Annotated in this window: 20 protein-coding genes; 11 read left to right on the forward strand and 9 right to left on the reverse strand. The window is 63.8% G+C overall.

Translation table 11 applies throughout. The annotated features are described in order from the left end of the window. Positions 1-166: 166 nt before the first annotated feature. Positions 167-2,440 (reverse strand): CRISPR-associated endonuclease Cas3'', encoded by a 2,274-nt coding sequence (locus EYE42_RS12785; protein ID WP_130991710.1) that lies wholly within the window; start codon positions 2,438-2,440, stop codon positions 167-169. Between the two features lie 754 nt (positions 2,441-3,194). Between EYE42_RS12785 and EYE42_RS12790 the strand changes: the two genes are divergently transcribed. From EYE42_RS12790 to EYE42_RS16115, 6 genes are all read left to right on the forward strand, one after another. Then, positions 3,195-3,608: a hypothetical protein gene (locus tag EYE42_RS12790; RefSeq protein ID WP_130991711.1), complete on the forward strand. Its 414-nt coding sequence runs from the start codon at positions 3,195-3,197 to the stop codon at positions 3,606-3,608. 71 nt (positions 3,609-3,679) lie between these two features. After that, the gene (locus EYE42_RS12795; RefSeq protein WP_130991712.1) at positions 3,680-3,892 is read left to right on the forward strand and encodes a hypothetical protein; all 213 of its coding nucleotides are present in this window, start codon (positions 3,680-3,682) and stop codon (positions 3,890-3,892) included. 8 nt (positions 3,893-3,900) lie between these two features. Next, a complete protein-coding gene (locus tag EYE42_RS12800; RefSeq protein ID WP_246020791.1) occupies positions 3,901-5,304 on the forward strand; it encodes a TolC family protein in 1,404 nt (467 codons plus the stop codon). Next, the gene (locus EYE42_RS12805) at positions 5,301-6,668 is read left to right on the forward strand and encodes a multicopper oxidase family protein (protein WP_130991714.1); all 1,368 of its coding nucleotides are present in this window, start codon (positions 5,301-5,303) and stop codon (positions 6,666-6,668) included. The genes EYE42_RS12800 and EYE42_RS12805 overlap by 4 nt, the downstream gene beginning before the upstream one ends. Before the next feature lie 35 nt (positions 6,669-6,703). Continuing rightward, positions 6,704-7,174, forward strand: a complete 471-nt coding sequence (locus tag EYE42_RS16110) for a cupredoxin domain-containing protein (protein ID WP_170309509.1) — start codon at positions 6,704-6,706, stop codon at positions 7,172-7,174. Positions 7,175-7,193: 19 nt separating this feature from the next. Further along, positions 7,194-7,475 carry a copper-binding protein gene (locus EYE42_RS16115; RefSeq protein WP_170309510.1) on the forward strand — a complete coding sequence of 94 codons (282 nt, stop codon included), beginning with the start codon at positions 7,194-7,196 and terminating at the stop codon, positions 7,473-7,475. A gap of 170 nt (positions 7,476-7,645) precedes the next feature. Here EYE42_RS16115 and EYE42_RS12815 read toward each other — a convergent pair whose 3' ends face one another. Then, complete coding sequence (locus EYE42_RS12815) at positions 7,646-7,915, reverse strand: hypothetical protein (RefSeq protein WP_130991715.1); 270 nt, start codon at positions 7,913-7,915, stop codon at positions 7,646-7,648. Positions 7,916-8,088: 173 nt separating this feature from the next. On the opposite strand from EYE42_RS12815, the gene phnD reads away from it, so the two are divergent. The 3 genes from phnD (at position 8,089) to phnE (ending at position 10,708) form a co-directional block, all read left to right on the forward strand. After that, positions 8,089-8,970: a phosphate/phosphite/phosphonate ABC transporter substrate-binding protein gene (phnD, locus tag EYE42_RS12820; RefSeq protein ID WP_130991716.1), complete on the forward strand. Its 882-nt coding sequence runs from the start codon at positions 8,089-8,091 to the stop codon at positions 8,968-8,970. A gap of 120 nt (positions 8,971-9,090) precedes the next feature. Continuing rightward, positions 9,091-9,882 carry a phosphonate ABC transporter ATP-binding protein gene (gene phnC, locus EYE42_RS12825; RefSeq protein WP_130991717.1) on the forward strand — a complete coding sequence of 264 codons (792 nt, stop codon included), beginning with the start codon at positions 9,091-9,093 and terminating at the stop codon, positions 9,880-9,882. A 10-nt stretch (positions 9,883-9,892) separates the two neighbouring features. Continuing rightward, positions 9,893-10,708: a phosphonate ABC transporter, permease protein PhnE gene (gene phnE / locus EYE42_RS12830; RefSeq protein WP_130991718.1), complete on the forward strand. Its 816-nt coding sequence runs from the start codon at positions 9,893-9,895 to the stop codon at positions 10,706-10,708. Positions 10,709-10,872: 164 nt separating this feature from the next. On the opposite strand, the gene EYE42_RS12835 is transcribed toward phnE, so the two are convergent. Further along, positions 10,873-13,119, reverse strand: coding sequence for a heavy metal translocating P-type ATPase (locus EYE42_RS12835; protein ID WP_246020793.1), 2,247 nt, complete (start codon positions 13,117-13,119; stop codon positions 10,873-10,875). Positions 13,120-13,206: 87 nt separating this feature from the next. Here EYE42_RS12835 and EYE42_RS12840 point away from each other — a divergent pair, with 87 nt between their 5' ends. Both EYE42_RS12840 and EYE42_RS12845 read left to right on the forward strand, forming a co-directional pair. After that, positions 13,207-13,632, forward strand: coding sequence for a MerR family transcriptional regulator (locus EYE42_RS12840; RefSeq protein ID WP_130991720.1), 426 nt, complete (start codon positions 13,207-13,209; stop codon positions 13,630-13,632). Then, positions 13,629-13,958 carry a YnfA family protein gene (locus tag EYE42_RS12845; RefSeq protein WP_130991721.1) on the forward strand — a complete coding sequence of 110 codons (330 nt, stop codon included), beginning with the start codon at positions 13,629-13,631 and terminating at the stop codon, positions 13,956-13,958. The genes EYE42_RS12840 and EYE42_RS12845 overlap by 4 nt, the downstream gene beginning before the upstream one ends. A 1-nt stretch (position 13,959) precedes the next feature. Here the strand turns inward: EYE42_RS12845 and EYE42_RS12850 are convergent, their stop codons facing one another. The 6 genes from EYE42_RS12850 to EYE42_RS12875 all read right to left on the reverse strand — a co-directional run bounded on the left by EYE42_RS12850 (position 13,960) and on the right by EYE42_RS12875 (position 19,774). Next, positions 13,960-14,970, reverse strand: a complete 1,011-nt coding sequence (locus EYE42_RS12850; protein WP_130991722.1) for a phosphotransferase family protein — start codon at positions 14,968-14,970, stop codon at positions 13,960-13,962. Continuing rightward, positions 14,967-16,184, reverse strand: coding sequence for an acyl-CoA dehydrogenase family protein (locus EYE42_RS12855; protein WP_130991723.1), 1,218 nt, complete (start codon positions 16,182-16,184; stop codon positions 14,967-14,969). The genes EYE42_RS12850 and EYE42_RS12855 overlap by 4 nt, the downstream gene beginning before the upstream one ends. Before the next feature lie 7 nt (positions 16,185-16,191). Next, on the reverse strand, positions 16,192-16,929 hold the full coding sequence (locus EYE42_RS12860) for an SDR family NAD(P)-dependent oxidoreductase (protein WP_246020794.1): 738 nt from the start codon (positions 16,927-16,929) through the stop codon (positions 16,192-16,194). 19 nt (positions 16,930-16,948) lie between these two features. Next, positions 16,949-18,223: a TRAP transporter large permease gene (locus tag EYE42_RS12865; protein ID WP_130991725.1), complete on the reverse strand. Its 1,275-nt coding sequence runs from the start codon at positions 18,221-18,223 to the stop codon at positions 16,949-16,951. Beyond that, positions 18,220-18,708, reverse strand: coding sequence for a TRAP transporter small permease (locus tag EYE42_RS12870; RefSeq protein ID WP_165455789.1), 489 nt, complete (start codon positions 18,706-18,708; stop codon positions 18,220-18,222). Before EYE42_RS12870 ends, EYE42_RS12865 begins: the two co-directional genes overlap by 4 nt. Before the next feature lie 61 nt (positions 18,709-18,769). Beyond that, positions 18,770-19,774 carry a TRAP transporter substrate-binding protein gene (locus tag EYE42_RS12875; RefSeq protein ID WP_130991727.1) on the reverse strand — a complete coding sequence of 335 codons (1,005 nt, stop codon included), beginning with the start codon at positions 19,772-19,774 and terminating at the stop codon, positions 18,770-18,772. Positions 19,775-19,789: the final 15 nt, after the last annotated feature.

The following is a 19,789-nucleotide window of genomic DNA, read 5'->3' on the forward strand; positions in this document are numbered from 1 at the left end:
AAGCAGTCTTAACACCACCCGTAAAGCTAAAGCAGTGCATTCCAGCAACGCTTCTAGGAGGCGATTAGGCGTTGGGGGCTTGAAGAACATGGTCGGCTCCATCCTCAGATGCCTAAAAATAGATCTAGAATGGCAGCTTGTCAACTTCCTAGGATTTCTTCTGAAATCAAATCACCGCCATATCTGCATCCAGGTAATCTGCCCGTTCCCACCACAAACCGAAATCCTTTCGGTAAAGGCTATCGGTTTCCAGCACGCAGAACTGGTCGCCGCGCAGGTCGGGGGCGCGGAACGTGGCGTGGCCATTGGCCAGCAACAGATCGCGGGCCTTGGCGGGCACCTGCACCGTGAACATCTGCACGTCCCGCGCGATGGCACTTGACGGAATATCGGCGACCGTCAGTCGGTCCACGATCTTGCGGGCTGCGTCCTCGGTTCTGACGATGACCGGGACCATCGGGCTGTCGATCATGCGGAACGCCTCGGCGGTAGTCCGATAAGCAAAGTCTGTGCCTGAATGACCAATCTTGAACTTATCGAGGATGCCTTCCCGATCGAGTTCCTTGTTGCCGTTTTTGTTGGTGCCAGCCATCGCTCGCCAATAGACCTGTTCGAACCAGTCGCGGATCGCCTCGGCGTCCAGCAGGTTTTTATGGCCGAACCGGGCGGCAGTGCCGCGCATCGCGTCGGCCAGCGGCTTGATCTGCCGGTGGGGCGGGTGGCCGGGGGCGCTGAACACGGTCAGGGTGCTGTCCTCGACCGGGCGCCGGCCTTCGCGGTTCACGCGGCCTGCGGACTGGACGATGCTGTCCAGCCCAGCCTCGGCCCGCCAGCCTTTCGGAAAATCCAGATCGACCCCGGCCTCGATCAGACTGGTGGCGATCAGGCGACAGGGCTGGCCGGTGGCCAGCCGCTGCTGGATGTCGGCGATGATGCCGCGGCGATGGGCGGGATACTGGCGGGTGGTCAGGTGGACCAGCCCATCCAGCCCCTCGGACCGCGCGGCCTGGAACAGTTCCAGCGCGTGGCGGCGGCTGTTGACGATCATCATGGCTTTCGGCGTGTCGCGAAGGGCGGCGATCAGGGCGTCGTCGTCCATTTCTCCGCCGTCCCGGATGCGGGCGCGGCGCAGGCGGCGGGCCAGTCCCGTGACGTCGGGGGCCAGTTCGCGCCCGGCCAGCGGCAGGCCCCCCGCCAGTTGCGCGCTGTCGAAGGCGGGCTGGGTCGCGGTGCAGATGACAACCGTGCAGCCGTAATGGATTGCCAGCACATCCAGCATCCGCAGGACCGGCATCAGCAAGGGGCGAGGCAGAACCTGCGCCTCGTCAAGGATGACGATTGACCCTGCGATGTTGTGCAGCTTGCGGCAGCGCGAGGGACGGGCGGCGAACAGGCTTTCAAACAGTTGCACGTTGGTGGTGACAACGATGGGCGCCGCCCAGTCCTCCATCGCAAGGCGCAGCTTGTCGCGCCCCTGCTGGCCCGGGCGCTCGGTGTCGATCGAGGAGTGATGTTCCAGCACCACGTTGCCGAACAGGTCGCGAAAGGTCTTTGCGGTCTGGTCGATGATCGAGGTATAGGGGATCGCATAGATGATCCGCCGATGCCCGTGACGCGCGGCGTGATCCAGCGCGAACCCCATCGAGGCCAGCGTCTTGCCGCCGCCCGTCGGCACGGTCAGGGTGAACAGGCCTGGCGACATCTCGGCCTTGTCCCGGACATGGGCCAGGATATCCGCGCGCAGACGGTTCAGGTCGTTGGGTTCGAAACCCGTCATCCGCTGGTCAAAGGCTGCCCGCAGGTCTGGCAGGATGTCGGACAGGGCGGGCCATTCGCGATCATGCTGCCGGTCCTCAAGCCGGTCGTAGAACGCCTCGGTGTCCTTGAAGTCGGCATCCACCAGGCAGGAAAACACCATCCGCCCGGCGACCGACAGGTCGAATCCGGCCTGGTCTCCGGGCCGGACCTTGGGCATGATCTCGTCCGCCAGCGGGCCAAGATCCGCCTCGGCCGCGGCGGTGATAGCGGGGGGGAGGGGGTCGCGCTGGCGAAAGCCCTCGATCCGGCGGCTGCGGGCAGCGTCCGACCCGGTGGCGTCCGGCAGGCCCGCATGGTGGCCCAGGATGGCATGGGCCAGAACCTCGGCCACCCAGGTCTGAGAGGTGGACTTGGCGCGTTCCAGCAGCAGGCTGGCCCCGGCGGACGAATGATCGACCGGTGATCCGTTGCCGTGCAGGCGTCGCTGGAAGGCTGGGTCATATTTGCCAAAGTCGTGATACCGCCCAGCCATCTGTGCGCACCGCGACAGGCCGGCATGCCTCCCCGTATCCGCCGCACGACAGGCGGTCTGGTCTAAGTGGACTGGAAGGGCCTGCCAATCACTGCAATCACTCTGCTTGCCCGAGTGAGCAAAATAGGGCTTTGAGGATTTTGAATACATCCATCACCTTGATCTGGGACTTTGGCCATCCACAACCTCGGACATGACTTTACAAATGCTATGGGGCGTCCCGTATGGCCGCAATCGTGTTAGTTTCTATCTAAGAATGATCCGGGTTCAGAGTAAATCCTTGGAGCGGGACGGCCTTGCGCCAACTGATCCAACCCGCCTTCTGACCGAAAGAGGTGTGATCTCCTCCAAGGGTTCGGCGGCCAAGGGAAATATCCTGCCCAAGCATCCTCGCGTGAGCCATTGCTGCCATCAACTACCTTGGACGACCTGCGATTGCCGGCGATTAGCGGCTGTTCCTTCAGCGCAAGCCGAGATCGCCTTGGGATTACATCATCCCAGAGTTGGCTCTTTGACGTCAAGAACTGCCGAGCCCGATGACCCGCAAGCCGGGTGGCGACTGCGGGATGGTCGATATCTTCATCCTGGTTCCACAGCGTGACGAATAGGCCATGCCAGGGGCGGTGAAGCTAGTCTTCGCCTTGGTCAGGTGCCCCAGCATGATCATCGGCGCGTCGATGAACCTGCGCATTGCGAACGGGGGACAGATGCCGTTTCAGTCGCAAAATCTTCCGCCAAGCCAGACCGGCAGAGGCCATCACCACCCGGTCTGGGAACATCACAAAAATCAAGACCCGCGCGAGGGACGAAGCTAAACCTTCGGTTGAGTGTCGGTTTGGCATTTTCCTGCCGACAGCAGCAGAATTGCATTGCCGCGGCATTCCGGCGGATTTAACGAGACGGCATGTGGATCCTGCTTCGTCAGCTTGTTGCCTTGTTTGTCGTGACGATTGTCGCGGCAGGTCTGGCCATCTCGATGACCACGGCAGCGATGGCCCTGGATTGTGAAATCGCGGCGCTGCGTGCGGTTCCCGATAGCGCCATTGATGGGGCTTTCGCCGCGGATTCCGATCGCTTCGGTCAACCCGCGCTGACCGACACCAGTGCGCATGCACACCAGGAGCATGACAGCGACGGCGGCTCTCTTGATGCCGGTGCTTCTCATTGTGAGGCCCATGCCTGTCCTTCAAGCGCGATCCCCGCGTTCCATGCCCTTATGCCTTCTGCCGATGTGGGCCAGAGCCTGACTGTGATACGCGCCGGATCCCTGGTCGAACTTACGGTCCCGGAAGGACTCCGCCGCCCTCCGCGCGGCTGATTGGAATGATGTCTGCTGCGGTCTGAAAACCGCACCTTTCTTGTTCCAATCCCAAGCGGAATCCCAAACTCATGAAACCACTCGTCACGGCGGTCTTTCCGCTGTTGGCAGCAGCCTGCGCGCCGCTGCCGCCACTGGACCTGTCCGTCCCCGCTGCCGCGGATGCCGCAGGCCCCGTTTCCATCGCTCCATCCGGACCATCGGTCGACTACACGCCCCGGCAGGTTGCCGAACCTGCGGACTGGACCACCCTGAACTCTCGACAGATCGGAGGCGTCGAATGAAAAAACTCTTGTTTCTCCCGCTCGGGGCCGCTCTGACGCTGTCGGCCTGCGCCGATGTCGGAACGATGCGCACAGCCAGCGATCAGCGGGCCGGGTTTGCCCCGGTGTCCGACATCTCTCGACGCGCTACGGGTTCGGACGCCGTCTGGCTGCAAAGCCCGGCGGAACGACAGGCGAATGCTCAGCGGGTTCGCGCCTTGGCGCATGGCAAGACGCTGAATGCGGATCAGGCGGTCCAGATTGCCTTGCTGAACAATCCGGGGCTTCAGGCGCGGTATGCGGACCTGGGTCTGTCGGCGGCCGACCTTTGGGAAACCGCGCGCGGCCCGGTTCCATCGGTGGGTTTGTCGGTTTCCGGCTTGGCGGGCGGCGACGTCACCCGCTCTATCGAGGCGACGCTGATCGCGTCGATCCTCGATATCGTGACTCAAAAACCCCGTACGAAAGCGGCCGAGATCCGGTTCCGGCAGGCGCAACTGGCGGCGGCGGGCGAGACGCTTGCCCTTGCACATGAAACGCGCCGCAGTTGGATCGAGGCGGTGGGGGCCTTCGAGGCGGCGGCCCTGATCGGCCAGTCGCAGAACACGGCAAATGCAGCCTCGGAACTGGCGTCCGAACTGGGCGCCACGGGTGCGCTGAGCCGAGCCGATCAGGCCCGAGAGCACGCCTTCACAGCCGAATTGGCCGCCGAACAGGCGGCCGCCAGACTGGAGGCACAGCTTGCCAAGGAAAAGCTGGTCCGGCTGATGGGCCTGTGGGGCAGCGGGACCGAGTTCTTTGTGCCCGATCGTCTGCCGGCACTGCCCGGCGGCGCCCCTGGCCGCGCCGACATCGAGCGGTCGGCCCTGGCCAATCGCGTCGATCTGGCCGCCGGCCGCCTGGAATTGCAAGCCATTGCCAGCCAGTACCGCCTGGATGGCCAGACCCGGATGATCGCGGATGCCGAATTTGTTACCGGTGTCGAGATCGAACGCGAAGACGGCGAATCCAGACGGTCTCCGGTCCTGGATGTCGAGTTCCAGATCCCGGTCTATGACACGGCAGGTCTGCTGTCACGTCGCGGACAGCTTGAATACATGCGCTCGGCCAACAACCTGGCACAGGCAGCCGTCGATGCCCGGTCCGAAGCCCGCGCGGCCCATACCGCAGTGACCGGCAGCTATCAGATCGCCCGGCACTGGCGCGACCAAGTGCTGCCGTTGCGGCGCGAGATCAACGAACAGGCGCTCCTCAGCTATAACGGCATGCTGACCTCGACCTTCGAGCTGCTGAACGATGCGCGTGAGGAACTGGAATCGCAGCTGAGCGCCGCCGAAGCAAAACAAAACTACTGGCTGGCCGAGGCCGACGCCACCGCGGCGATCTGGGGCGGGGCGACCGGCGGCGCGGGCGATGAAGGAGACGAGGGATGATGAACCGCAGAACCATGCTGGGTGCCGGGATCGGTGCCGGTGCGGCGGCGTTGGCCGTAAAGGCGGCTCAGGCCGAGACACGCTTTCGCGATCTGCCGGAAGCGGCCAGCACCGACAACCCCAATACCCAGGTGCCGCCGCGTCCCACAACGGGGATCGAGTATAACCCCGTCGTCACTCTGAACGGCTGGTCGCTGCCCTATCGGATGAACGGCAACATCAAGGAATTCCACCTTGTCGCCGAGCCCGTCGAGCGGGTCATGGCCGACGGGATGGTGGCCCGCCTCTGGGGCTATAACGGCCAGTCCACCGGGCCGACGATCGAGGCCATCGAAGGCGAACGGGTCCGCATCTATGTCACCAACCGCCTGCCGGAACATACCTCGGTTCACTGGCACGGCATGATCCTGCCGTCCGGCATGGATGGGGTGTCGGGGTTGAGCCATCCCGGCATCCCGTCCGGCAAGACGTTCGTTTACGAGTTCGATCTCGTGAAGTCGGGGACGTTCATGTACCACCCGCATGCCGACGAGATGGTCCAGATGGCCATGGGCATGATGGGATTGTTCATTGTGCACCCGCGCGATCCGGCCTTCATGCCGGTGGACCGCGATTTCGCCTTTTTGCTGGCCGCCTATGACATCGATCCGGGCACCTATATCCCGCGCGTCGCCGAGATGACCGACTTCAACCTGTGGACCTTCAACAGCCGGATTTTCCCCGGCATCGATCCCCTGGTGGTGAACCGGGGCGACCGGGTCCGGGTGCGGGTCGGCAATCTGACCATGACCAATCACCCGGTCCATATGCACGGCTATGATTTCGAGGTGACCTGCACGGATGGCGGCTGGGTCCGGCCCGAGGCACGCTGGCCGGAGGTCAGCATCGATATTCCGGTAGGCGCAATGCGCGCCTACGAATTCAACGCCGTTCACTTGGGCGACTGGGCAATCCATTGCCACAAGTCGCACCATACCATGAATGCGATGGGGCACGAACTGCCCACTCTCATCGGTGCCGACAAGGCGCGTGTGACGGAGATGATCCGCAGGCATCAGCCGGACTACATGCCGATGGGGACCGCCGGCATGGCGGACATGGGCGAGATGTCCATGGAGATTCCCGAAAACACCATCCCGATGATGACCGGCTGGGGACCCCATGGCCCGATCGAGATGGGCGGCATGTTTTCCGTCGTCAAGGTGCGCGAGGGGATCGCGCCGGACGACTATTCGGATCCGGGTTGGTACGAGAACCCTCCCGGTACGCAGGCATGGGAGTGGACGGGCGAACTGCCTGAACATGCCAGCAACGACAGCCCAGAAACCATTTTGACGCCTCGCGGCGGCAATCGGCTGGGCTGACCCCGACCATCGAGCAACGACGCAGGAAAAATCTGATGAAATCCTTGATACTGATCACGTCCCTGGCCCTAGTCCCCACCCTTGCATCGGCTGCGGGCACTCATGAGGGAAGCCATGACCACCCCATGGGTTCCCCCGCGACACAGGGGGAAACCAAGACCGTCGAGGTGACCATGCGGGAAACCGACGATGGCGCCATGGTTTACGAACCCGCAGAGCTGTCGTTCGCAGCCGGCGAGACCGTCCGTCTGGTCATCACCAACAAGGGCGAACTGGAACATGAATTCGTCATGGATACCGTTGAGGCCAATGCAAAGCACAAGGAACTGATGGCAAAGTTTCCCGAGATGGAGCACGAAGACCCGAATGCGGTCCGCCTCCAGCCGGGCGAGACCGGGGAAATCCTCTGGACCTTCACGAATGCAGGCGAATTCGAATTCGCCTGCCTGATGCTGGGCCATTACGAGTCCGGCATGCACGGCCCCCTGAACGTTACCAAATCCTGAAAAAAGCAAGGACAAGACCATGAAACTGATCCAACTGACCGCAGCCGCCCTGATCTTTTCTGCCGGTGCCGCTATGGCCGATACGCACATCACCAGCGGGACCGTCACCAAGATCGACACCAAATGGAGCAAGGTGACGATCGATCACGAGGAACTGAAGAACCTCGACATGCCGGCCATGAAAATGGTCTTTCAGGTGGCAGAACCCGAGATGCTGGAACAACTGAGCGAGGGAAAGGAAATCCGGTTCGCCGCCGATCGCGTGAACGGCAAACTGACCGTCACGGAGATCGTCCAATAACCTCCCTTTAAATCGGGGTGACGAAACGGGGTCACCCCACGCGCTGATCGGTCAAGCTGGTATTTGCACTGCAGACCAGCTTGGCACGAGGCTTATGACAGGACAGGCGGCGGCGGTGGTGGCCGCGCGATCGGCCCAGCGGGCGGCGGCCTGATGGTCCTGTTGCTGGATCAGCATCTGCGCACGGACCCGTGAATGCCGTAGCGCAGCGGGACGAGCGGACTGAGACGGAGCAAGGTGTCCAGACCCGCGAACGTCGCAGCCGCCTTTCCCGTCAGCATCTCGGTGAAGGCCCCGGCGTAGATTCCCTGAGCATAGCTGGGGTTCAGTGCGGTCGCGCGGGCCAGCCACTCGGCGGCGACTTCGGGCTCGTCGGTCAGCCAAAGCGAACGACCCATGATGAAGTCTGCAATCCGACGGCAGAGGCCCTTTCGCAGCATGCCACGTTCCACCGAACAGTTCCGGGCGCAACGGTGCAGGGGGTTCTTTCACGACGAAAGGTCAGCTCGCTGCCCACGGGTCGCTTCATGCAATGGTCATTCATTTGTAACGGCAGTGTCACCTGTGGATGAAAGTGTGTGCTGTCTCGAGGTTGGAAAAGGGGGTTTGAACGATGAAGATATTCTACGCCGCAGCCATGGCAGCGACCGCACTGATCGGCACGACGCAGTTTTCCGCCGCACAGACCGCTGCTGACGTCTGTCCGGCTACGTTGCGCATGGCCGATACCGGCATCGAAGGCATGGGCGGTCTGGCAGAAGCTTTCGGGCCCTTCGCTGAAAAATTCCAAGAGGTCTCTGGTGTCAAGCTCGAGATGTTCGGCCTCTCCAACCGCACGGCCGCAGGCACCGCTCTACAGTTCGAAGAGGTCGACCTGGTTTTCGCCGGCCCTTCGGAATTCGTGCTCTTTGCAGAACGCAATCCGGATATTGAAATCCTTTTCTCGATCAACCGCCCGCATTACGGCACGAGCTTCTTCGTTCCCGCCGACAGCGACGTGCAATCCCTCGAGGATCTTCGTGGCAAGCGCGTGGCGCTCAAGGATGTCGGTTCCACTTCGGGCCACATCTTCCCAAGCCAGATGCTGGTTTCGGCCGGCCTCGATCTTGACCGCGACCTGGAAATCGTGATGGCCGGTGACGCCCGCGTCGCAGCGCTGGTCAACGGTGACGTCGATGCGATGGGTGGCGGCAACCGCGACATCGACGATGTGACCGCCTTCGATCCGGATTTCGAATACCGCGTGATTGCCCAGAGCGATGTTCTGCCTGGTGACCCGATCATTATGCGCGGCAGCCTGGCCGAAGACTGCAAGGCGGCGCTGCGCGAAGTGTTGGCTGCCAATGCCGATGCGCTTTGGACCGCCTTGATCGAGACGCCGCGCAACAACGACAAGTTCCTCGACAACGACGCCAGCCTGACCTTCGACATGACGGCTGACGATTACGACATCGTTCGGGAAGCCTATGAGGCTGCCGGCATCGAGCTGAACTGACGGTTCCGCGTCGAGGCCCAGCGGCTGACTGCTGGGTCTTTTCCGACGACATCAGAGCGCGCCTTCAGGCTCTGGCTGCGGCCCGATCCGCGGATGCGTATCGTATAACTGGACATGACAATGGCTGCTGCGCTTGAGGTCAAGGGCCTGAAAAAGAGCTTCGGGGACGTGACGGTCCTTCGGGGCGTCGATTTTACCCTGGCAAAGGGCGAAGGCGCCGTGCTGCTCGGCGCCAATGGCTGCGGCAAGTCCACGATGCTGCGCTGTCTCAACCGGCTGACGTCGTTCGAGTCAGGCACCGTCCGGGTTCATGGAACCGATGTATCGACGCTGGCCGGCGCCAAACTCAAGATCGTGCGCCGCGAACTCGGCTACGTCTTTCAGCAATTCAATCTGATCGGGAACGTGTCGGTGTTTCAAAACGTGCTGTTCGGTGCGCTCGGTCATCCCGGCGGCGGATTGATCAACTCGCTCTCGGCATTTGCGCCGCAAGCGGAGCGCGACCGCGCGATGCACTGCTTGGAGAGGGTCGGTTTGGCCGACAAGGCGCCGTTTCGCGCCCATGCACTCTCTGGCGGCCAGCAGCAGCGCGTCGCCATTGCACGGATGTTGATGCAGAGCCCGACGATCGTGATCGCCGACGAGCCGATCGCCAGCCTCGATCCGAAAGCCGGGCGCGAGGTGCTGGAGCTTCTCTTCCGCATTGTATCGGAGGAGCGTCTGACGGTGCTCTGCACGCTGCACCAACTCGACCTCGCCCGCGAATTTGGCCCGCGGATCATCGGCATGAAAGACGGACGTGTCGTAATCGACGCAGCGACCGACAGCATTCACATCTCGGAACTCGAAGGGCTCTACCGAGCAGACGGGGCGACCAGCGCGGCCTCGGCGTCACGCCACGCAGCGGAATAAGGACAGGGCCATGACGACAGACATCCATGACAATGCCGTCGCCGTGCCCGCAGCGCCGCCGCGCTTTCACCGTCCGTCAGTCTTTGCGGTCGTCATCGCAATCGCGTTCGCGGCGTTTTTCATCCAAGGTGTGCTGCTGGCAGGCATCACGCCAGAGCGCCTGATGCGCGGTATTGTCAATCTTGGTCGCTTCATCGCGCTAGCGATGCCGCCAGATTTCACGAAACTTGACGTTATCGCCTATGCAATGCTCGAAACATTGAACATGGCGATCGTGGGTGTTGCGGTTGGTGTCGTGCTCAGCGTGCCTTTCGCGCTTCTGGCATCAACCAATACGACACCGCACCGGCTGGTGCGGACCGCGACGCAGTTCGTGATTGCGACGATGCGCACAATCCCGGACCTCATCTGGGCGCTGATTTTCGTCGTGGCGGTGGGGCTTGGACCACTCGCCGGAATCCTTGCCATCATCGTCGATACGATCGGGTTTTGCGCGCGCTTCTTTGCAGAGCGCATCGAAGAGGTGCGGCCAGGACCATCGGAGGCGCTGGCGTCGACGGGGGGCGGGCGCTTGTCGGTCATCTTCGGAGCCGTAGTGCCAGAAACGTTCGCATCCATGACCGGCACCAGCCTTTTTGCGGTAGAAAAAGCGATCCGCTCGGCTGTCACGCTCGGTCTCGTCGGCGCGGGCGGGATCGGGGTGGAACTCTCGACGGCAATGCGGCTCTTCAACTTCGACGAAGCGGCGGCGATCGTCATGGTCATCCTTGTCGTCGTTGTGGGTTTCGAGCAGATATCCTCTCTGATCCGTCGTCGGGTGATGTAACAGCTAATCACCCTTTGCCAAGCAACTTGCCATCGCAAAATCTCTCAATCGGTCGTTCAGCGAGGATGGTTGTTCAATAGGCGAAGCTGACCCCCAGGCGACGTCACGACAGACCAGATCCCGATGGCGAAGCTTGAGACAGCCTGCCCGATGCGTGCGGCAGGTCATGTCTTCTCGGGGTTATAGGCCAAAAGCCGCAGGGCGTTCAGCGTGACCAGCACGGTGGCGCCGGTGTCGGCCAGGATCGCGATCCAGAGGCCGGTGATCCCCAGGACGGTTGTCACCAGGAACACGACCTTCAGGCCCAGGGCCAAGGCCACGTTCTGCCGGATGTTTGCCATCGTTGCGCGGGCCAGCCTGACCAGGGCCGGGATATCCGTCACACGGTCGCGCAGGATCGCGGCATCCGCCGTTTCCAGCGCCACATCGGTGCCCGACCCCATTGCCACGCCGATGCCGGCCTGCTTCAGCGCGGGGGCATCGTTGATGCCGTCCCCGACCATCATCACGCCCCCCCGGTCGCCCATGGCGCGGATCGTGGCCAGCTTGTCCTCGGGCAGCATCTCGGCCCTGAACTCGGCGCCCAGGCTGGCGGCGATGGCGGCGGCGGTGCGTGGGTTGTCGCCGGTCAGGATCGTGGGGGTCATTCCCATGGCGCGAAGCTGGCGAACGGCCTCCACGGCGTCGGCGCGAGGTTCGTCGCGCATGGCAATCAGCCCCAGCGTCGATTGGCCCTCGAACAGGACGGCGACCGTCTTGCCCGCTTCCTCCAGGGTCGTCGCCTGGTCGATCCAGATGCCCTGCAAGGCACCCTGTTCCGCGGCATGGCGCGGATTCGCGATGGTCAGGCTGCGGCCATCGACCGTCGCCATGGCCCCCTTGCCGGGAAGGGCGCGGGCCGCCGTGGCAGGCGGCACCGCAATCCCTTCGGCCTGGCGCAGGATCGCCTGGGCAAGCGGATGGCTTGACCCGGTCTCGACGGCGGCGGCAAGGCGCAGCACCTCGGCCTCGCTCATGCCGCCCGCCGGCACCACATCCACCACCTGGGGCCGGCCATGCGTCAGCGTGCCGGTCTTGTCAAAGGCGATCTGCCGGACGTTGGCCGCCGCCTCGATCACCGCCCCCCCTTTCATCAGAAGCCCCCGCCGCGCCCCTGCCGACAGGGCCGAGGCGATGGAGGCCGGGACCGAGATCACCAGCGCGCAGGGGCAGCCGATCAACAGAAGCGTCAGGCCACGATAGATCCAGGTGTTCCAGTCGGCGCCGGCCGCAAGCGGCGGCACAAGAACCACGGCGACCGACAGGATCACGATCAGCGGCATGTACCAGCGGCTGAAGCGGTCGATGAACCGTTCGGTCGGCGCGCGGGCTTCCTCGGCCTCTTCGACCAGACGGATGATGCGGGAAATCGTGTTGTCCTGCGCTTCCTTCGTGACGCTGATACGAAGCGCGGCCTCGGTGTTGATCGACCCGGCAAAGACCGCCTCGCCCGGCCCGCGGGTCTTCGGGATGCTTTCGCCGGTCACCGGGCTTTCATCGACGCCGCTGGTGCCGTCGACGATCACCCCGTCCGCCGGGATACGGTCACCGGGGCGGGCAAGGACGGTCTGGCCGACCGCCAGCGACGCCGCCGGCACCTCGCGGGACCCCGCCCCGTCGACAAGAAGCGCGGTTTTCGGCACCAGGTCGGCCAAGGCCCTGATGCCATCGCGGGCCTTGTTTGCGGCAACCCCCTCGAGTACCTCGCCCACGGCGAACAGAAACACCACCAGGGCCGCCTCCTCGGCTGCGCCGATGAACAGCGCGCCGATGGCCGCGATCGTCATGAGGCTTTCGATCGTAAAGGGCTGACCCATCCGCAACGCGGCAAAGGCCCGTTGCGCAACCGGTGCAACGCCGATCACACAGGCTGCGAAGAACGCCCAATAGCCAATCTCGTGCCCGCCCGTCAGGTCCACCGCCCAGGCCGCGGCCAGCAAGAGCCCCGTGCCGATGACCAGTCGCCCCTTGCCGGTCTGGAACCATCGCCTGCCGCGGTCGGCCGGATCGTCATGCAGATGGCCGGAACTGTCGTGACCATTGTTGTCCGTTCCCGCCGCCCCGGGGCGGTCGCGGCCATCGCCATGCCCTTCTGCGGTGTCCTGCGGCAAGGCCGCGTCGGGCAGCACAAAACCCTTTTTCTTCGGAACAGCCGCGCCGCGCGGGGCGATGCCATATCCAAGCGCCCGGACCGTTTCCTCGATCTTTTCCCTGGGGGTCGTTTCGGGCGTCAGATTCAGCGTCAGCTTTTCGGCCATCAGCGCGACCGACACGTCGCTGACCCCCGGCATCCGCTCGACCGCCCGCGTGACCTTGGTGACGCAGGACGCGCAATCCATGCCACTGACGCTCCATTCCAGCCGTTCCGCCATCGCCGTTCCTTTTCTTGCATCCATTGTCCGAATCGGATCGGCATTCTATCTAGGGGCTCTAGTCGCTATAGCTTCAAGGACAATCTTATGCTGACCATCGGCAGGCTCGGGCAGGCGGCGGGGGTCAAGGTGCCGACCATCCGCTATTACGAACAGATCGGCCTTTTGCCCCCGGCGGACCGCAGCGCCGGCAACCAGCGGATTTACGACCGCGCGACGCTTGACCGTCTTTCCTTCATCCGCCATGCGCGCGAGCTTGGCTTTTCGCTCGAGGCGATCCGCGATCTTCTCAGCCTGTCGGACAAGCCTGACCAATCCTGCGCCGCGGCCGATGCCATCGCCAAGGCCCAATTGCAGGCGGTGCAGGCGCGCATCGCCCGGTTAAGGGCGCTCCAGACCGAACTGCACCGGATGATCGACCAATGCGCCTGCGGCACGATCCGGGACTGCCGTGTGATTGAAACGCTTGGGGATCACAGTCTTTGCGCCCAGGACCACGGTGCCGAGGCATGATCCCATGGCCCAGCCTGGGGATCTATGCGCTTGCGGCCGTGGCCGAGATCGCGGGCTGTTTTGCGGTCTGGGCCTGGATGCGCCTGAATGCAAGTCCGCTGTGGCTAATCCCCGGCATGGCAAGCCTTGCCGCCTTCGCCTGGGCGCTGAGCCTTGCGCCCTCGGACTTTGCAGGTCGCGCCTACGCGGCCTATGGCGGGGTCTACATCGCGGCTTCGCTTGGCTGGCTGTGGATCGTCGAAGGGGTCAGGCCGGACCGTTGGGATCTGGGAGGCGCCGCGATCATTCTGGTCGGCGCGGCGATGATCCTGTTCGGGCCACGGTGAATCATCCCTGACCGGACCCTTCTTCCAGAACCTGCCAGGCCCGCTGGGCAAATCGTCCGGCCAGGGGCGCATAGCGCGCCGCCTCGGGATCGGCGGCGTTGCCTGCCTTGGCGCGGTCGGCGATGCCGACAAAGATCACCGCGAAACGGAACAGGGCAAAGGCGATGTGAAAGGGCTGCGGGGCGGGAACCTGGGGCAGGATGTCGCGATAGGCGGCAAAAAATTCCGCTTCGTCCGGAATGCCCGGCGTTTCCGCGCCCAGGATGCCGCCGTATTCGTCCGGGCTGGTGTGAAAGGGCATCGCCACAAAGCCCAGATCCGCCAAGGGGTGACCGATGGTCGAAAGTTCCCAGTCCAGCACGGCGATCACGCGCGGCTCGGTCGGGTGGATCAGCATGTTTCCCAGGCGGAAATCGCCATGCGCGATGGATGTCAGCCCGTCGTCGGGGGGCTGCACCTGTGCCAGCCGCCGCGACAGCGCCAGCAACAGCGCGTCTTCGGCAAAGCTGGAAGCCTCGAGCTGACTGGTCCAGCGATGCAGTTGCCGGGCGAAATAGTCGCCGGGACGGCCAAAATCCGACAGCCCGATCGCCTCGGGCCTGACACGATGCAGCCGCGCCAGGGTCTGCACCATCGACAGATAGATCGCGCGCCGGTCGGCAGGCTCCAGTTCGGGAAGGCGACAGTCCGAGAAAACCCGGCCTTCCACGAAATCCATCAGATAGAAGGGCGTGCCCAGCAGGGCAGGGTCCTGATGGAACAGCACGGTCCGCGGCACCGGCACGTCGGTGTCGGCCAGCGCGTGCATGACCCGGAACTCGCGGTCGATGGCATGGGCGCCCCTGAGGATCTCGCCGGCCGGCTGCTTGCGCAGAACCATCCGGCGGGCGCCGTGATCGACGATAAAGGTCGGGTTCGACTGCCCGCCGCCGATCCGCGTCAGCCGGGTTTCGGCAGGGCCGAAATGGCCGGACAGGAAAGGGCCGAGCTGCTCGGGCGTGATCTCGTTCATGCGGTTTCTCCGGTGACCGGCCAGGACCAGAAATCCCGGCCCTCGGTATCCAGGTTGCGGCTCAGCACCATCTTGTGCACTTCGTCCGCGCCATCGACCAGCCGCGCCTGCCGGGCATAGCGATAGATCCATTCCAGCGGCGTATCCTTGGAATAGCCGCGAGCGCCGTTGATCTGGATTGCGGTATCGGCGGCCTTGTGCAGCAGATTGGCGACATGGACCTTGGCCATCGACACCTCCTTGCGGGCATAGCTGCCCTGATCCAGCGCCCAGGCCGCCTTCATCACCAGCAGGCGCCCGACCTCGATCTGCATGGCCAGATCGCCCAGCATGATGCTGATGCTTTCGCGTTTCGACAGCCGCTCGCCAAAGGCAAATCGTTCGTGGGCATAGGCCGTGGCGATCTCGACGCAGCGCTTGGACAGCCCCAGCCAGCGCATGCAATGGGTCAGCCGCGCCGGCCCCAGCCGTATCTGCGTCAGCTTCAGACCGTCGCCTTCGTTCAGCAGCATGTCCGATGCGGGGATTTCCATATCCTCGAACACCAGTTCGCAATGGCCGCCATGCTCCTCGGGACCCATGATCGGGATGCGGCGGTCGATGCGCCAGCCGGGCGTGTCGCGATCGAACAGAAAGGCGCTGAGCCCCTTGCGCGGATCGTCCGAGGTGCGCGCGATCAGGATGAAATGGCGTGCGTCCTCGGCCCCGGTGATGAACCATTTGCGGCCTCGGATGCGGTAGCGGTCGCCCTGGCGGGTTGCGGTGGTCAGCATCATGCCGCCGGGGTCCGAGCCCGAGCCGGGATGAGGTTCGGTCATCGCAAAGGCCGACCGAACGCGGCCGTCCACGATGGGCTGAAGCCAGCGTTCCTTCTGCCGGGGCGTGCCGACCTTTTCCAGCACCATCATGTTGCCGTCGTCGGGCGCAGCCGAGTTGAACACGACCGGCCCGAAGATCGAGCGGTTCATTTCCTCGTAACACACCGCCATGCCCATGCGGCCCAGATCCTGACCGCCGGTTTCCTGCTTCAGTTGCAGGCACCACAGACCCTCGGACCTGGCCCTGGCGCGCAGCGTTTCAAGAAGATCGAGGCGGATGTTCTCGTGCGGGTCGAAGCTGGCGCGATCCTGTTCGAGCGGCAGAAGCTCGTTTTCCACAAAACGGGCGATGCGGCGCCGATAATCCTCGATGCGCGGGGAAATGGTGAAATCCATCGAAACCTCACAGGCTGGAGCAAAGGTGGCCGCCGTCAACGACGATGGACGATCCCGTCATGTAGCGTGATTCCTCGGAACACAGCAGTCGCAGGGGCGCCTCGAGGTCCGAAAGCTGACCCAGACGGCGCTGCGGAATCCGCCGGATCAGCGTCTGGCCTGCATCGGTGGCGAAGAAATCGCGGTTTAGGGGCGTCTCGATATAACCGGGGCAGAGCGCATTCACGCGGATGCCGTACCGCGCCCATTCCAGGGCCAGGGCTTGCGTCAGTTGCACCACCGCCGCCTTGGACGCGGTATAGGCGGCGACATTGCCCGCCACGCGAAAGCCCAGGATCGAGGCCACGTTCACAATGGCGCCGCCTTTCTGGTCGCGCATCCGCCGGGCGGCCGCCTGCGCCACATGGAAGACGCCCTTGACATTGGTGTCGAGCACCTTGCCGAATTCGGCAGGATCGGTGTCGATGGCAGGCCCGGTGGCGGTGATCCCGGCATTGTTCACGACCACGTCGATGCGCCCGTCGACCTGCCCGAACGCCTGCGCAACCGAGGCCGGATCGGCCACGTCCATCGCCACTGCCTCGGCCAGTCCGCCTGTGTCGCGGATTGCCTGGGCCTGCCGGGCGATCCGATCTTCGCTGCGGGCGGCAAGGATCACGCGGATGCCGTCCTGCGCCAGGACCTGGGCGAAATGCGCGCCAAGCCCGCTGGATGCCCCGGTAACAAGGATGGTTCTGGGATGCACCTGCACCTCCTTTTGCATGTCAGTATCCCGGCAGGATGCGGTACCACAGCGCAATTCCGGGCACATAGGTGATCGCCGCCAGCATGACGAGGCAGGCCAGCAGGAACCAGCCGATCTGACGCAGCAGCGCCATGATCGGAATGCGGTTCGTCAGCGAGGCCACGTAGAGATTGGCGGCAAGCGGCGGCGTCAGCAGGCCGATCTCGATATTGATGACGACAATGATCCCGAAATGGATCGGGTCGATCCCGTATTGGGTGGCTGCGGGGGCCAGCAACGGACCCATCAGAAGAATGGCCGCGCTGGTTTCCATGAACATGCCGACCACCAGCAGCGCCAGATTGACCAGCAGCAGGAACAGCAGCGGGTTCTGCGTCAGGTCGATCGCAAAGGTCGCAAGGTCTTGCGGAATCTGTTCCAGGGTCAGCGCCCGGTTGAAGATCGTGGTAAAGCCGATGATGAACATCACAGCAGCCGCACTGATCGCGGCGCGCACGAAGGCGTCGCCAAGCTGGCGCGATCCGACCGAGCGCGAGACGACGATGTAAAGCAGGGCATAGACCGCAGCCACGCCCGCCGCCTCGGTGGGGGTGAAGATGCCCGTGTAGATGCCGCCCAGAACCATGACCGGCATGAACAATGCAGGCAATGCCGACAGGAATTCGGCTGCAAAGGTCCGGCTGGCCGTCGCCGAGGGGGCCTCGTGTTCGATGCCATTCTCAAGGACATGGCGCGCCCGCAGGGCATGGACCGCCATGATCGCGACGACAAAGATCAGACCCGGCAGCAATGTCGCCAGGAAAAGCTGGGTGATCGACGCGCCCACCGCCGAGCCATAAAGGATCAGTGGGATCGACGGCGGCAGCAGAACCCCCAGCAGGCCGGCCGAGGCGTTGAGCGCACCGACATATCCGGGCTTGTAGCCCCTTTGCAGCATCTCGGGGCCAAGCGCGCGCCCAATGGCCGCGACGGCTGCGACCGACGAACCCGTGACCGCCCCCATCATCGCGCTGGCGCCGATCATGATGTGACCCATCGAGGCCGGGACATGCGCCATCATGCGCTTGCTGACGCCGACCAGTTGGCGGGTCAGGCCGCCCTGGGTCATCAGCTCGCCCGCCAGCATGAACAGCGGGATGGCCAGGAAGGGATAGACCAGCAGCGCGTCCAGGGTCGTTTGCGCGGCATAATCCAGAGAAACGTTCCAGCGTTCGGGCTGGATCAGGATGAACAGCGAAAACGCGATCCCGACCGGCAGGCCGATCAGCAGAAAGCCCAGAAGAACCAGGATCATGGCGCAACCCCCCGGTTGTCGGGGCCGATCGCCATCGCGATCACCTGCAGGACAACATGAAAGGCCATCAACGCCATTCCCACCGGGAACAGCGCCGCCAGCGGCCACAAGGGCGTCCCCAGATCAAGCAGCTTGTCGCCCGTCAGACGGAATTCCTGCATCAGGATCCAGCCGCTGCGAAAGTAGATGGCGGCAAAGGCCAGCACTCCAACCGCCGTGATGGCCGCCGCCGCCCGGCGCAGCAGGGGGCTGCCCAGGGCATGGACGATCTCGACCGAGATATGGCTGCCCAGATAGGTGCACAGGGCGCCCCCGATCAGGGTCAGCGGGACCAGTGCGGCAAGGCCGATTTCGGAATAGTTCGGCAGCGCCAGCCCCAGGTTGCGCACCACGACCGATGCGACCGTGGTCAAGGCCATGACCAGCAGCGCCACGGCGCAGACAGTCTTTTCACCCGCCACGATTCCCCTTTCCAGCGACTGCATCCGGCGGAACCACGGGTACCGGTCCGCCGGTAAAGGGGGGCGCGCCGCCGTCCCGCCGCGTTCAGCCATCGATCAGGGTCCGCAGCTCGGCCACCCGCTCCTCGCCATAGACGGGGGTCAGTTCGGCCCAGACCTCTTCGGCCAGCGCGCGGAATTCGGCCACCGCCTCGGGGGACAGTTCGGTGATCTCCAGCCCGGCGGCGCGAATGTTCTCAAGAGCGGTTGCGACATTCTCGCGGTTGCGCTGGACCTGCCACTTGCCGACCTCGTCACCGATGGCTGTCAGCAGCGCCTGATCCTCGGGCGAAAGATCGTCCAGGGCCCGCTGGCTGGCAGCGATGCTGGACATCACATAGGAATGGTTCGACAGGGTGACGTATTTCTGCGCTTCGAAGAAACGCGCCTGGTCGATCAGGATGACACCGTTTTCCTGCCCATCCACGGCGCCTTGCTGAAGCGCGGTGAAGATTTCCGGAAACGGCAGGGTGACGACCTGAACGCCCGCCTTCTCGAACAAGAGCTTCAGCGACTGCGACGGCACCACACGCATCTTGAGGCCCTGCAGATCGGCCACGGAAGCGACCGGCCTGCGCGAGTTCGAGATGGCGCGGAAATCGTTCTCGAAATAGCCGAGGTTCTTCAGCCGGTGACGCTCCATCGTCTCGTTCAGGGTGCGATGGATGACGTTCGGCTCTCCGTAATAGATCCGGTCGGCTTCCTCATAGGATTGCGCCACGAAGGGCAGGATGTGAAAGTCGAACAGCGGATCGATCCCGACCATCGAGTTCGGGTTGATGAAAGCCAACTGAATGGTGCCGCGCGACAGCTCGCGCCCGATCGCCTCGTCACCGCCAAGCTGGCCCGCCGGAAAGACCGCGACCTCGATGCGTCCGTTGCTGCGCTCACTGGCCAGTTCCGCAAAGCGGTTGGCCGCCTCGCCGACCGAACTTTGTTTGGGAAAGACGTGGGCCAGCCGCAGCGTGACCTCTTGGGCCTCCGCCGCCAAAGGCAGCGCAAGGCCGACAGCCAGCGCCCATGCGCGCGACAGTTTTCGTACGATATTCATGTTCTTCTCCCTTGA

The sequence above is a fragment of the Paracoccus subflavus genome (assembly GCF_004310345.1).
Taxonomy (GTDB): domain Bacteria; phylum Pseudomonadota; class Alphaproteobacteria; order Rhodobacterales; family Rhodobacteraceae; genus Paracoccus; species Paracoccus subflavus.

Bases quoted from the DNA above. Each gene is read 5' to 3' on its own strand.
- EYE42_RS12785 (WP_130991710.1), bottom strand. From the start codon at position 2,440: ATGTATTCAAAATCCTCAAAGCCCTATTTTGCTCACTCGGGCAAGCAG.
- EYE42_RS12790 (WP_130991711.1), top strand. From the start codon at position 3,195: ATGTGGATCCTGCTTCGTCAGCTTGTTGCCTTGTTTGTCGTGACGATT.
- EYE42_RS12795 (WP_130991712.1), top strand. From the start codon at position 3,680: ATGAAACCACTCGTCACGGCGGTCTTTCCGCTGTTGGCAGCAGCCTGC.
- EYE42_RS12805 (WP_130991714.1), top strand. From the start codon at position 5,301: ATGATGAACCGCAGAACCATGCTGGGTGCCGGGATCGGTGCCGGTGCG.
- EYE42_RS16110 (WP_170309509.1), top strand. From the start codon at position 6,704: ATGAAATCCTTGATACTGATCACGTCCCTGGCCCTAGTCCCCACCCTT.
- EYE42_RS16115 (WP_170309510.1), top strand. From the start codon at position 7,194: ATGAAACTGATCCAACTGACCGCAGCCGCCCTGATCTTTTCTGCCGGT.
- EYE42_RS12815 (WP_130991715.1), bottom strand. From the start codon at position 7,915: ATGCTGCGAAAGGGCCTCTGCCGTCGGATTGCAGACTTCATCATGGGT.
- phnD (WP_130991716.1), top strand. From the start codon at position 8,089: ATGAAGATATTCTACGCCGCAGCCATGGCAGCGACCGCACTGATCGGC.
- phnC (WP_130991717.1), top strand. From the start codon at position 9,091: ATGGCTGCTGCGCTTGAGGTCAAGGGCCTGAAAAAGAGCTTCGGGGAC.
- phnE (WP_130991718.1), top strand. From the start codon at position 9,893: ATGACGACAGACATCCATGACAATGCCGTCGCCGTGCCCGCAGCGCCG.
- EYE42_RS12835 (WP_246020793.1), bottom strand. From the start codon at position 13,119: ATGGCGGAACGGCTGGAATGGAGCGTCAGTGGCATGGATTGCGCGTCC.
- EYE42_RS12840 (WP_130991720.1), top strand. From the start codon at position 13,207: ATGCTGACCATCGGCAGGCTCGGGCAGGCGGCGGGGGTCAAGGTGCCG.
- EYE42_RS12845 (WP_130991721.1), top strand. From the start codon at position 13,629: ATGATCCCATGGCCCAGCCTGGGGATCTATGCGCTTGCGGCCGTGGCC.
- EYE42_RS12850 (WP_130991722.1), bottom strand. From the start codon at position 14,970: ATGAACGAGATCACGCCCGAGCAGCTCGGCCCTTTCCTGTCCGGCCAT.
- EYE42_RS12855 (WP_130991723.1), bottom strand. From the start codon at position 16,184: ATGGATTTCACCATTTCCCCGCGCATCGAGGATTATCGGCGCCGCATC.
- EYE42_RS12865 (WP_130991725.1), bottom strand. From the start codon at position 18,223: ATGATCCTGGTTCTTCTGGGCTTTCTGCTGATCGGCCTGCCGGTCGGG.
- EYE42_RS12870 (WP_165455789.1), bottom strand. From the start codon at position 18,708: ATGCAGTCGCTGGAAAGGGGAATCGTGGCGGGTGAAAAGACTGTCTGC.
- EYE42_RS12875 (WP_130991727.1), bottom strand. From the start codon at position 19,774: ATGAATATCGTACGAAAACTGTCGCGCGCATGGGCGCTGGCTGTCGGC.